The 12087-nt window shown below is 71.4% G+C and carries 10 protein-coding genes; 7 read left to right on the top strand and 3 right to left on the bottom strand.

What is annotated here, in order from left to right; all coding sequences use genetic code 11:
* The first annotated feature begins 72 nt into the window (after positions 1-72).
* The 6 genes from mtrA (at position 73) to secA (ending at position 9412) form a co-directional block, all read left to right on the top strand.
* Positions 73-759, top strand: a complete 687-nt coding sequence (gene mtrA, locus DNL27_RS04945) for an MtrAB system response regulator MtrA (RefSeq protein WP_112234875.1) — start codon at positions 73-75, stop codon at positions 757-759.
* Positions 756-2618, top strand: coding sequence for an MtrAB system histidine kinase MtrB (gene mtrB, locus DNL27_RS04950; RefSeq protein WP_112234876.1), 1863 nt, complete (start codon positions 756-758; stop codon positions 2616-2618). Before mtrA ends, mtrB begins: the two co-directional genes overlap by 4 nt.
* A complete protein-coding gene (locus DNL27_RS04955; protein ID WP_112234877.1) occupies positions 2615-4414 on the top strand; it encodes an LpqB family beta-propeller domain-containing protein in 1800 nt (599 codons plus the stop codon). Before mtrB ends, DNL27_RS04955 begins: the two co-directional genes overlap by 4 nt.
* Before the next feature lie 628 nt (positions 4415-5042).
* Positions 5043-5654 carry a ComF family protein gene (locus DNL27_RS04960; protein ID WP_226905908.1) on the top strand — a complete coding sequence of 204 codons (612 nt, stop codon included), beginning with the start codon at positions 5043-5045 and terminating at the stop codon, positions 5652-5654.
* A gap of 127 nt (positions 5655-5781) precedes the next feature.
* On the top strand, positions 5782-6477 hold the full coding sequence (gene hpf / locus DNL27_RS04965; RefSeq protein ID WP_012397952.1) for a ribosome hibernation-promoting factor, HPF/YfiA family: 696 nt from the start codon (positions 5782-5784) through the stop codon (positions 6475-6477).
* Between the two features lie 151 nt (positions 6478-6628).
* On the top strand, positions 6629-9412 hold the full coding sequence (gene secA / locus DNL27_RS04970) for a preprotein translocase subunit SecA (protein WP_112234878.1): 2784 nt from the start codon (positions 6629-6631) through the stop codon (positions 9410-9412).
* A 12-nt stretch (positions 9413-9424) separates the two neighbouring features.
* On the opposite strand, the gene DNL27_RS04975 is transcribed toward secA, so the two are convergent.
* Together DNL27_RS04975 and DNL27_RS04980 are read right to left on the bottom strand one after the other, a co-directional pair.
* On the bottom strand, positions 9425-9874 hold the full coding sequence (locus DNL27_RS04975; protein WP_112234879.1) for an Rv3235 family protein: 450 nt from the start codon (positions 9872-9874) through the stop codon (positions 9425-9427).
* A 145-nt stretch (positions 9875-10019) separates the two neighbouring features.
* Positions 10020-10874, bottom strand: a complete 855-nt coding sequence (locus DNL27_RS04980) for a hypothetical protein (RefSeq protein ID WP_162627097.1) — start codon at positions 10872-10874, stop codon at positions 10020-10022.
* 332 nt (positions 10875-11206) lie between these two features.
* On the opposite strand from DNL27_RS04980, the gene DNL27_RS04985 reads away from it, so the two are divergent.
* On the top strand, positions 11207-11773 hold the full coding sequence (locus DNL27_RS04985) for a hypothetical protein (protein ID WP_112234881.1): 567 nt from the start codon (positions 11207-11209) through the stop codon (positions 11771-11773).
* A gap of 1 nt (position 11774) precedes the next feature.
* Here the strand turns inward: DNL27_RS04985 and DNL27_RS04990 are convergent, their stop codons facing one another.
* Positions 11775-11990: a helix-turn-helix domain-containing protein gene (locus DNL27_RS04990; RefSeq protein WP_012397957.1), complete on the bottom strand. Its 216-nt coding sequence runs from the start codon at positions 11988-11990 to the stop codon at positions 11775-11777.
* Positions 11991-12087: the final 97 nt, after the last annotated feature.

Here is a 12087-nt window from a genome sequence, read left to right on the forward strand (position 1 = left end):
GAATCGGCAAGCAGGACGCGGGACGTCGGCCGCGGCCGACTCCCGGAGCAGGAACGAGGGCGAAGGCGGGCCATGAAGGCGAGAATTCTGGTAGTTGACGACGACGCCGCGCTGTCCGAGATGATCGGCATCATCCTGGCCTCGGAGGACTTCGAGCCGGTGTACTGCTACGACGGCTCCAGTGCACGCGAGGTCTTCCGCGCGTCCGATCCGGACCTGATCCTGCTGGACCTCATGCTGCCCGGGATGGACGGCATCCAGGTGTGCCAGCAGATCCGCGCGGAGTCCGACGTCCCCGTGGTGATGCTCACCGCCAAGTCCGACACCGCGGACGTGGTGCGCGGGCTGGAAGCCGGCGCAGACGACTACGTCCCCAAGCCCTTCAAGCCCGCCGAGCTCGTGGCCCGGGTCAAGGCGCGGCTGCGTCCCATGGACCGCGGGGCCACCCAGGAGATCACCCTCGGGGACATCGTCATCGACGTCACCGGCCACACCGTGACCCGGGGCGGGGAGGAGATCTTCCTGACGCCGCTCGAGTTCGACCTGCTGGCCACCCTGGCGCGCTCCCCGCACCAGGTGTTCAGCCGTGACGAGCTGCTGCGCGACGTGTGGGGCTACCCCCACGCCGCGGACAACCGGCTGGTCAACGTGCACGTGCAGCGGCTGCGCTCCAAGGTGGAGCGCGATCCCGAGAACCCCGAGGTGGTGCTCACCGTGCGCGGCATCGGGTACAAAGCGGGCGGGCACCCCCATAAATGACGCTGAGCGCAGCGCAGCCCACGGCCGCGGGCCCGGCGCCGCGGCGTCGTCCCCGGCGGTTCCGCAGACTCCGGCTGCGGCGTCGCCTGCTGTTCCGGCGCTGGCGGCAGTCCCTGCAGTTCCGGGCCATCGCGGTCGCCTTGACCCTGACGTCCGTGGCGTTCCTGGCCACGGGCAGCTTCCTGTCCCACCAGATTGCGGACCGGCTGTTCACGGACCGGCTCAACCAGGTGCTGGAGGAGTCCCGCAACGACATCCGCACCGCCCAGGCGAGCTTCGACGCCTCTGACGCGTCCGACCGCACCGAGGTCCAGGCGCTGATCAACTCCACCCTGGGCAGCCTGAGCCAGGGCAGCTCGTCCGGCGACCACCGTTGGATCCTGATCCCGCTGGACCAGGGCACCGGCCAGTCCTTCGTGGGCGTGCAGACCGAGAGCGCCTGGATGACCTCGGCGACCGTGCCGCAGAAGCTGCAGCAGCGCGTGGCCGGGGCGGACGGCACGTACTGGCAGCCGGCCTCGGCGCGAATGAGCGAGAACGGCGCGGAGCAGCCGGTGATCGTGGTCGGGGACGTGGTGCAGCTGAACCAGAACTCCCGCTACGGGCTCTACTTCGTGTACGACTTCTCGGACCCCCAGGCCACCCTGGACTCGATCCACGCCGTGCTGTTGCTGTCCATGGTGGCGCTGCTGCTGCTCGTGGGGACCATCGTCTGGTATGTCACCCGGGAGGTGGTCCGCCCGGTCTCCAACACCGCGCGGGTGTCCCAGCGGCTGTCCGAGGGGGACCTGGACGTGCGCATGCAGGTGCGCGGCACCAACGAGGTGGCGCGGCTCTCCCGCTCCTTCAACCGCATGGCGGACTCGATCCAGACCCAGATCACCCAGCTGGAGCAGCTGTCCTCGATGCAGCAGACGTTCGTCTCGGACGTCTCCCACGAGCTGCGCACCCCGCTGACCACGGTCAAGATGGCCGCGGAGGTGCTGTACAACGCGCGCGAGGACTTCGACCCCGTGAACCGCCGCTCCGCCGAGCTGCTGCACCACCAGGTGGACCGCTTCGACTCGATGCTCTCGGACCTGCTGGAGATTTCCCGCTTCGATGCCGGTGCCGCGCGCCTGGACATGGCGTCCACGGACATCTTCTCCGTGATCTACGACGTCGTGGAGGCCGCCGCCCCCATCGTGCTCACCTCCGGTTCCGAGCTCACCGTGCGCTCCACCCTCACCCGGTGCGTGGTGCAGATGGACCAGCGGCGCATCGACAGGATCCTGCGCAACCTGGTGACCAACGCGCTCGAGCACGGGGAGAGCAAGCCCGTGGACATCTACGTGGCGGCCAACGAGAACTGCGTCGCGGTGGCCGTGCGGGACTACGGGATCGGGATGACCGAGGAGCAGACCGCCAAGGTGTTCAACCGGTTCTGGCGCGGGGACCCCGCCCGCGCACGCACCGTGGGCGGCACCGGGCTGGGACTCGCGATCGCCACGGAGGACACCCGGCTGCACGGCGGGCGGCTCGAGGTGTGGGCGGAGCCGGACAACGGCGCGTGCTTCCGCCTCACCCTCCCGCTGCTGCGCACGCAGCCCCTGGACCCTGAACTGCCCAACCCGCTGCCCCTGCCCCCGGCGGACCGGCTCACCGAGTCCACCGCCCGGGTCACGGACACGGGCTCCCTGCAGCTCACCGCGCCGGCCACCGGCCCTGCCGAGGAACCGGACACCGGCCAGCTGCTCATTGCCTTCCCCGCCCCTGACTGGCCCGACGAATCTGCGGTGACGGGCGGTGCACAGGGGTCCTGGAGCAACCAGACAGGCTCGAGCGCCGTGCAGCGTGGCGGCGGGACGGAGGAGCGATGAGCGCCCGGCGAGCAGCGGAGACCACGGACAACGGACCCGCGGCGCAGCACGGACCGCTGCGTCCGCGCCGCGGCACGACGGTGGGCGGGGCCCCGCTGGGGGCGGCACGGCGCACGCGCTGCGCGAGTGCTGTGCTCGCGGTGCTCCTGGGCGTCACCCTCAGCGCGTGCGGGGCCATGCCGCGCTCCGGACCCGTGCACAAGGTCATCGAACCCACCGGGCAGTCCCAGCAGAGCGACATGCCATTCAATCCCGCGGCTCCGCGCCCGGGCGCGTCCGCCCAGGAAGTCGTCGAGGGGTTTCTCGCCGCCGGTGTGGGCGCCCAGGACGACTACTCGGTGGCACGCCAGTACCTCACCCCGCAGCTGGCCACCACGTGGCAACCGGATGCGCGTGTGCTCATCCACTCCGGCAACCCCACCACGGTGCCGCGGTTGAACGAGGGGGAGTACCGCACGTCCACCGAGGTCGGCGCCGAGCTCGGCCCCACGGGCGTGCTCACGGCACAACCGCAGGGCAGCACGCGTGTGCTGGACTTCGCACTGACGTCCGTGGACGGGCAGTGGCGGATCTCCAAGGCCCCGGACGGGGTGATCATCCCGGACTCGGACTTCAAGCAGGTTTTCCAGCCCGTGGACCTCTTCTTCTACGCCGCGTCCAACGACAAGAACCTTGTCCCGGACCCCCGCTGGTTCCCCAAGCGCTCCACCGCCTCCACCGCTGCGGTGCGCGCCCTGATGAACGGACCCGCGCCGTACCTGGGGGGCTCCGTCACGAGCGCGATCCCGCAGGCGGCAACCCTCTCGCGCTCGTCCGTCCCGGTCTCCGGCGGCACCGCCACCGTGGACCTGAGTCTGCCCAGCTTCGACCCCGCTGACGTGGCCAAGGCCCAGCGGATGGAGCAGCAGCTGCGGGCCACGCTGCGCGCCGTCCCCTCGGTGGAGAACGCGGAACTCATCGTGAACGACGCCCCGGTGGACACCTCCGCCCGCTCGGGTCCCGACCCCGTGCGCTCCGTGACCGTGCCGAACCGCCAGGTGGGGGTGTCCGACGGACGCCTCGCCTTCTACCAGGGGGGACAGACCGAGCCCGTGCCCGATCTCACCCTCCCCGAGGGTGCCACGGTGGCCAAGCCGGGCATGAACCTCGAGGCCACCACGTTCGGCCTCGTGAACACCGCCGACTCCGCGGTCTACACGGTGTCCCCGGGGAAGGCGGCGCAACGGCGGTGGTCCGGGAGCAGGCCCACCCGGCCGAGCTTCGACCCCCAGGGCTGGGTCTGGGGATCGGACCGCTCGGGGCGGATCCACGCGGCACAGGCCACCGCCACAGGGGAGGGGGACACCGTCACGGCCGACTGGTTGCGCGGCAGGCAGGTGGTCTCCCTGCGGATCTCCCGCGAGGGCAGCCGTGCGCTCGTGGTCACCACCAACGACGCCGGCACCAAGTCCAGCATCTGGATCGCCGGCGTTGTGCGGGACGAGTCAGGCCGGCCCATCGAGCTCGAGAAGGGCAACGCCGTGGCCGCGGACGTGGACGTCAACACCGCCCAGTGGATCGGCTCGGACGAGTTCGTGACCACGGCCCTGGACCAGGACAGCAACGCCCAGCCGCGGCGTTACACCGTGGCCGGGCACTACGACGAGCTGCCGTCACTGACCGGCGTCACCTCCATCACCGGCGGCAACGGCTCCACTGCGGTCTACGGCGCCTCCGACGGCAAGCTCTACATGCTGACCGGAAGCTCGTGGGCCCTGCAGAGCGAGGACGTCACGGACACCTCTTTCGCTGGCTGAGCGGGCCGCCCCGGGGTTTCACGACGGCGGCGGGTCACGCTGCCCGCGCGGCCTGCAGGTGGTTGCGGGGCCCCAGTCCGCGACAGCGTCCCCACCCGCGACCGGCCCCCAAGCCGCGACCGGGCGGCGGGAACGGTGCCGTGCGGTGCGTACTCCCCATGCGGTGACGGCCGTGTTGCGGGCGCGTCCTGCGCGGTGGACTGGAGCCATGTCGTTCTTCCCAGACCCCTCTCCGCCCGCTCCATCCTCTCCTCACGGTGCCGCGCTGGTCGGCACCCGCGCCCCGTACCACGCCGCCCGGCTCCCTCCCGGCGTGGAGCGCCGCTCACCGGTGCCGGGACCTGCGGCCGTGCCGCGGACGGTGGTCCAGCCGGAGAAGGGGCCCGTGCCGCGGGCGGGGGCGGTGCCCGACGGTGTCGGAGCCGTGCGTGCTGGGTCCGGGCGCCACGGGGTGCCCGCCCCTCGGGCGGGTGCCGGGCCCCGAGCGGGCGGTGCGTCGCGCGCGGCCGCGTGGGACCGCCGGGCGGCTCGCGCGAGTGGCTGGTGTGGGGACGCGCTGGAACTGCTCGTGCCGGTCAGCTGTGCGGTGTGCGGAGTACCCGGGGCCTCCCTGTGCCGAGAGTGCCGCGTGGTGCTGCGGCGCGGCACCGCACGGCCCGGCAGGGTGCCCACCCCGGCTCCGCTGCTGGCCTCCGGGGTGCGGGTGTACACGGCGGGGGAGTACGAGCACGAGCTCGCCGCGTGCCTGCTCGCGTTCAAGAACGGCGGTCGCACCGACCTCACGGGCGTGCTCGCCACCGTGCTCTCCGGCGCGTTGAGCGCGGCCGCCCGCGACCTCGCCAGGCCCGGTGGTGCGCACCTGTGGTGGGTTCCGGTGCCCACGAGCGGGCGGGCGCGGCGTCGTCGCTGGTTCGACCCGGTCGCCACGGTGCTCGACGCCGCGGCACTGCCCTCCGGCACCGGCGTGCGTCACGCGCTGCGGCACCGCGCCGCCCGGTTCGGGGCCCCGGGCGGCGCGCAGAAGACCCGGGGCCGGGACCAGAGGGCCCGCGCCATCCGCGGAGTCATGCGTGCGGAGGACGTCGCGGGCCGCACGTGCGTGGTGGTGGACGACGTCCTCACCACGGGGGCCACCGCTGCGGAGGCCGTGCGCTGCCTCACCGCAGCCGGGGCCCACGTGCCCGCGGTCGTGACCCTGGCGGGGGTGCGGCCGCGCCGTTCACCCCCGGAGAACGGCTGAATGTCGCGCGCCGTTTTCCGTGAATTTCCCCGCGGTTTCATCTAGCGTTGGACCACGGGAAGCAATGAAGGTGTCCCGTGTGGGAGAGCAGAACATCCCGCGCCATCCTCAAGATGTGGAGGGTCTCATGGAACTGAACATCCAAGGCCGCAACGTCACTTTGCCGGACCGATTCAAGGAATACGTCGAGGAGAAGAGCGAGCGTTTCCAGCAGCTCGGTGACAAGGTCCAATCCATCGAGGTCAAGGTCACCAAGGACAACGGCGCGTCCGGCCACCAGGGCATGCGGGTGGAGATCACCGTGGTCGGCCGCGGACCGGTGATCCGCGCCGAGGCCCGCAGCGACGACAAGTTCGCCGCCTTCGACGAGGCCTACGGCAAGCTCGTGGAGCAGCTGCGGCGCGCCCGCGACCGTCGCAAGATCCACCGCGCCGGGCACCAGAGGCCCATCGCCGTGCACGAGGCCACCGGTTCCCTGCCCGTGGTTCCCTCCTCCGGCTCCTTCACGGGCTTCGACTCCCCGCAGGCCCTGTCCGAGGCGGAGGACGCCGCCTTCGACACCGAGTACCCGCTCAGCGACGCCCCCACCCCCGTGGAGATCCGCCGCAAGCGCTTCCCCGCGCACCAGATCACGGTGGACGAGGCCGTGGACCAGATGGAACTGGTGGGCCACGACTTCTTCATCTTCGTGGACAAGGAGACCCAGGAGCCCTCCGCCGTGTACCGCCGCAAGGGCTGGCAGTACGGCGTGATCAGCCTCAGCCAGGACGGCCGCGCCGAGGAGGAGAGCGCCCGGGCCTACCAGGCCGACGCCGCCTCCTGACGCGCACTCGCGCCCCACGGGCCCCTCGACGGTGTCGAAGGGCCCGTGTTCATGCGTGGGAATCGGTCAGGCTCCCTCACGTACACTGTTCGGCGGTGCACCCTCCGCCGTGTCCGGGTGCCCACCATTGATCTCGGAGGAGCGAACACACGTGGCGTCATTCCTGGAAAAGGTTCTTCGCACTGGGGACAAGCGCGTCCTGAAGCGGCTGAGGACTTACGCTGACGCCGTCAACAGCCTCGAGGACAGCTTCAAGGAACTCTCGGACGCCGAGCTGCGTGCGGAGACCGACGCCTTCCGGGAGCGCATCGCGGACGGCGAGTCGCTGGACCGGCTGCTCCCCGAGGCGTTCGCCGTGGTGCGCGAGGCCGCCTCCCGCACCCTCGGCCAGCGCCACTTCGACGTCCAGATCATGGGTGGGGCGGCCCTGCACCTCGGCTACATCGCCGAGATGAAGACCGGCGAGGGCAAGACCCTGGTGGCCACGGCCCCGGCGTACCTCAACGCGCTCGCCGGCAAGGGGGTGCACGTGGTCACCGTCAACGACTACCTGGCCGAGTACCAGGCCAACCTCATGGGTCGTGTCTACCGCTTCCTGGGGCTCGAGACCGGGGTGATCCTCGGTGGTCAGGAGCCCGCGGTGCGCCGCGAGCAGTACGCCGCGGACATCACCTACGGCACCAACAACGAGTTCGGCTTCGACTACCTGCGCGACAACATGGCATGGACCGAGGACGAGCTGGTGCAGCGCGGGCACAACTTCGCCATCGTGGACGAGGTGGACTCCATCCTCATCGACGAGGCCCGCACCCCGCTGATCATCTCCGGTCCCGCCTCGGGGGAGGCCAACCGCTGGTACCGTGAGTTCGCCACCGTGGTGCAGAAGCTCTCGCCCGAGACCGACTACGAGGTGGACGAGAAGAAGCGCACCGTGGGCGTGCTCGAGCCCGGCATCGAGAAGGTCGAGGACTGGCTGGGCATCGACAACCTCTACGAGTCCCGCAACACCCCGCTGATCGGCTTCCTGAACAACGCGATCAAGGCCAAGGAGCTGTTCCGCAACAACAAGGACTACATCGTGGCCGGCGGTGAGGTGAAGATCGTGGACGAGCACACCGGGCGTGTGCTCGCCGGGCGGCGCTACAACGAGGGCGTCCACCAGGCCATCGAGGCCAAGGAGGGCGTGGAGATCAAGCCCGAGAACCAGACGATGGCCACGATCACCCTGCAGAACTACTTCCGCCTCTACGACAAGCTCTCCGGCATGACGGGCACGGCCCAGACCGAGGCCGCGGAGTTCATGAACACCTACGAGATCGGCGTGGTGGCCATCCCGCCGCACCGCGGCATCGCCCGCGAAGACAAGCGGGACGTGGTGTACAAGAACGAGGCCACCAAGTACGCGGCCGTGGTGCGGGACATCGAGGAGCGCCACGAGAAGGGCCAGCCCGTGCTGGTGGGCACGGCGTCCGTGGAGAAGTCCGAGTACCTCTCCCGCCTGCTCGCCAAGCGGGGAGTGCGCCACGAGGTGCTCAACGCCAAGAACCACGCCCGGGAGGCCGCGATCGTGGCCCAGGCCGGGCGCAAGGGCGCCGTCACCGTGGCCACCAACATGGCGGGGCGAGGTACCGACATCATGCTCGGCGGCAACGCCGAGTTCAACGCCGTGGACCGGATGGCAGAGCTCGGTCTCGACCCCGAGCGGGACGCCGAGGAGTACGAGGCCCGCTGGCCCGAGGTGCTCAAGGCCTGCGAGGAGGCCACCAGGTCCGAGCACGAGGAGGTCCTGGAGGCCGGCGGGCTCTACGTGCTGGGCACCGAGCGCCACGAGTCCCGGCGCATCGACAACCAGCTCCGGGGCCGGTCGGGCCGTCAGGGTGATCCCGGTGAGTCGCGGTTCTACCTGTCCCTGTCCGACGACCTCATGCGTCTGTTCAACCCGGGCGCCGCACAGCGGCTCATGGCCATCGCCCCCGACGACGTCCCGGTGACCGGACGGCTCATCACCTCCGGCATCGCCAACGCGCAGAACCAGGTGGAGGGCCGCAACGCCGAGCAGCGCAAGAACGTGCTGAAGTACGACGACGTCCTCAACCGCCAGCGCGAGGTCATCTACAAGGACCGCAAGCGGATCCTCATGGGTGACGACATCGAGGACCAGATCCGGCAGTTCACCGAGGAGGTGCTCTCCTCGACGATCGCCGAGCGCACGGGCAAGGGCCACCCCGAGGACTGGGACCTGGACGGGCTGTGGGAGGCCCTGCGGGCCGTCTACCCGGTGTCCCTCACCCCGGACGAGGTCGTGGAGGAGGCCGGTGGCCGCCCCCGGCTCACGTCCGACTTCCTGCAGGAGCAGATCCTCTCGGACGCCACCGTGATGTACCTGGAGCGCGAGGAGGAGCTCGGCTCCGAGGCCATGCGCAACCTGGAGCGGCGGGTGCTGCTGTCGGTGATCGGTCAGCGCTGGCCCGAGCACCTGTACGAGATGGACTACCTCAAGGAGGGCATCGGGCTGCGGGCCATGGCCCAGCGCGACCCCCTGGTGGAGTACCAGCGGGAGGGCCACGCCATGTTCCAGGACATGATGGCGGCCATCCGTGAGCAGACCGTGGTGACCCTCTTCAACCTCGAGGTGCGCAAGCAGCGCACGGGGGCGGCCGGCGGTGCGGTGGAGCTCTCGGCTCCCCAGCGCCCGGCGTTCCTGCGGTACACGGCCCCCGACGAGGACGGCACACCGCACGCCGAGGTGGAGGCCGTGGATCCCGGGGCCCGGGAGCGGACCTCCGAGGACGGCACACCGACGGACGCGTCCGCGGGCACCGACCCGGCGGCGTCGTCCGACCGGCCCGAGGGCGAGACCGGAGGCAATCGGGCGAAGCGCCGCGGTGCCTCCGCGCGCAGCGGTTCCAAGGCCAAGCGGGGCAAGCGCCGCTGAGCGCCGCGCGGCTCAGCCCACCTCGAGGTGGGTGACCCGCCACTGCCGCGACACCCGCTCGATGCGCAGTGCCACCGCACGTGCCCGCGAGGACTCCTCCACCACGAGGGAGGCCTCGTAGCACCCCGGGGCCGGGCTGCACACCCTGACCCTGCGGATCCGCGCGGCCCGGTGCACCTCGAACAGGTTCCGGCGCTCGGGGCACTGCTCCTGCACGAGCTTGAGCATGGCGGCACGCTGGGTGAAGCGCTCCACCACCTCGGGGTCGGTCCAGCGGGCCAGCTGGGAGGCCGGGCGCGTCCCGGCCAGGATCTCCACGGCGGCCTGACCGATGCTGCGCGCAATCGCTCCCACGCGCTCGGACTCGTTCCGGCCCGTGAGCGCGGCAGCGGAACGGTCCTGCCGCCACGCGTAGCCGCCGGCGGGCGTGCGGGGTGCTGGGGCGGGGATCGCGATGCTCATGACGTGCTCCTTGCTGAGGGTGTGCTGACAGTTCGTGGACGGGACGGTGAGCTGAGGGCCCCGCGGATGTGCCGTGCGGTGCACGGTCCGCGGTGCCGGGTGCGGCAGGCGCGGTGACCGGTGCAGCGCGGGCGGTCTGGGCGCCTCACCGGGCCCGCCCCGCGGCGTCCAGCAGATGGGCGGGGACCTGCAGCCGGTCCCCGGGGTGGATGAGGTTGCCGTGCTGGGACAGAACGTTGTGGTCCGCCCAGGACCCCAGGTCGCGGCAGATGTCCTCGTCGGTGGCGCCCGGGCCCAGCAGCTGCTCCGTGAGATCCCACAGGGTGTCCCCGGAGACCACGGTGATGCTGCCGTCGGTCAGCCGCTGCGGGGCGGGCACGGCGGATTTTCCTGGCCCCGCCGAGACGGCCTGTCCGTCGAGGGCCCCGGGCGCGAGCAGCGTGGTGCCCGCGGGACCGTGCTGCGCCGGTGGCGCGACGGGCGCGGCCGCGTCGGCACCGGCTGACCCGGGCGGCGTCGTGTCCGGGGCCTGTGCCGGCGCGGACGGTGCCGCGGGGTCGGCCTCCGGGGGAGCGAGCTGCTCCGTCCCGGTGGCCGCAGTTCCCCAGAACGGGTCGATCGGCGTCTGCTCCGCGTGCGCGGGGGCCAGTGCGATGAGCTGGGCACCCACCAGTGCACCCGCGGTCCGTGCCACGAGGCCGGGGGTGAGACGCCGCGCCCAGCGCTCGAGCGTCCGCCAGTGCATACGGTGCGCGAGACCCGCGAGAGCGGCGAGCAGCAGGCCCCCGAGCCACCAGCCGGCCACGGCCAGGCACGCCGAGGAGGCGAGCGTGGCGACCACGAGCTCCGGGGCCGCCGCGGGGTGCGCATCCCGCAGCGTGTCGACGAGCTGCAGGCCCACGGTGCCGACCACGGCGGCAGCTGCCGGGACCAGCAGCCACAGTGCCGCAGAACGGGGTGCGCGCGGGGCCTCGAGCGTGGTGTCGCGATGCATGTTCATCTCCGGATGATGTCGTTTGATGTCGTTTGACATTTTTAGATCATCCTGGGGCCATGCTGTGAAGTCAATCACTCATGCAAACGGATGTACCACCGCCCGTAGTGCGTCTGGGGGCTGACCTCGGGCATCCGTAGCGTGTGCTGAGGTGGGTCCGTCGGTCCGCGCAGCGGTAGGCCGGTGCGGTGCGGCCACGGCGGCCACGGTCGCGGGCCCCGCTCACCCTCGATGCGCGGGCCGCGGCACAGAGCCGGACCGCGGGGGCCGCCGGCGGTCGTCACAGCGGGAGGGTCCGGTCGAGGAGGATCCGGTCGAGGCAGCGGGGAGGACCAGGCGTGCGGTGGGATGAACTGTTCGAGGACATGGAGGCGCAGCTCGACCACGCGCGGGTGCGGATGGTCGAGACCGAGGCCGTGGAGACCGCGCGCGCCGAGTTCGCGCGGCTCAGCCTCCTGGAGCGGCTCGCGGCGCACCGGGGCATGCCGGTGCGCCTGCGCCCGAGCCGCGGGGACACCCTCGAGGGTGTCCTGGCGGATGTGGGCTCGGGGTGGGCCGTGGTGCGTGAGCGGCACCTGCAGCACCTCGTGCCACTGGTGGGCGTGGTGTGGTGGGAGGGCCTGCCGCGGCGCTTCAAGCTGCTCCCGGAGTCCTCGACCATCCGCCGGCTCGGAATGGGTCACGTGTTGCGGGCCCTGAGCACCGCGCGGGTGCACGTACGCGTGGTGCTCCGCGACGGAGCCGCCCACGAGGAGCTGGAGGGCACCGTGGACGCGGTGGGCCAGGACTTCTTCGACGTGGCGGTGCACCCGCAGGACGAGTTCCGCCGACGGCGCGCGGTCACTGCGGTGCGCACGGTGCCGTTCGCGTCCGTGGCCGTGGTGTCCTCGCTCGACGCCGGGTGAGCTACTGCAGGGTGCCCTCCCGCACGGCGTGCTGGGTGCGCTCGTAGCCCCGCTGGATGTACTCCTCCAGCTTGGCCTTCTCCACGCGCCACTGCCCGCGCCCGCCCACCTGGATGGCGGGCAGCTCACCGGAGCGCACCATGGCCCGCGCCTGGGGGACGGAGATGGAGAGGATCTCGGCGACGTCGGCGAGGGTCAGGAATCGTTGCTGCGACATGCCCGTGCATCACTTCCTTTGGTGCGTTTCGATGCTCATTCATCGGCCTTGACCGCCATTGTCCCACGGGAGTCCGCGGACCGGTCACTGTCAACAG

Source organism: Kocuria sp. BT304 (assembly GCF_003290245.1).
GTDB classification, from domain to species: Bacteria; Actinomycetota; Actinomycetes; order Actinomycetales; family Micrococcaceae; genus Kocuria; species Kocuria rhizophila_A.

Bases quoted from the DNA above. Each gene is read 5' to 3' on its own strand.
- DNL27_RS04975 (WP_112234879.1), bottom strand. From the start codon at position 9,874: ATGAGCATCGCGATCCCCGCCCCAGCACCCCGCACGCCCGCCGGCGGC.
- mtrA (WP_112234875.1), top strand. From the start codon at position 73: ATGAAGGCGAGAATTCTGGTAGTTGACGACGACGCCGCGCTGTCCGAG.
- hpf (WP_012397952.1), top strand. From the start codon at position 5,782: ATGGAACTGAACATCCAAGGCCGCAACGTCACTTTGCCGGACCGATTC.
- DNL27_RS04980 (WP_162627097.1), bottom strand. From the start codon at position 10,874: ATGAACATGCATCGCGACACCACGCTCGAGGCCCCGCGCGCACCCCGT.
- DNL27_RS04955 (WP_112234877.1), top strand. From the start codon at position 2,615: ATGAGCGCCCGGCGAGCAGCGGAGACCACGGACAACGGACCCGCGGCG.
- mtrB (WP_112234876.1), top strand. From the start codon at position 756: ATGACGCTGAGCGCAGCGCAGCCCACGGCCGCGGGCCCGGCGCCGCGG.
- DNL27_RS04990 (WP_012397957.1), bottom strand. From the start codon at position 11,990: ATGTCGCAGCAACGATTCCTGACCCTCGCCGACGTCGCCGAGATCCTC.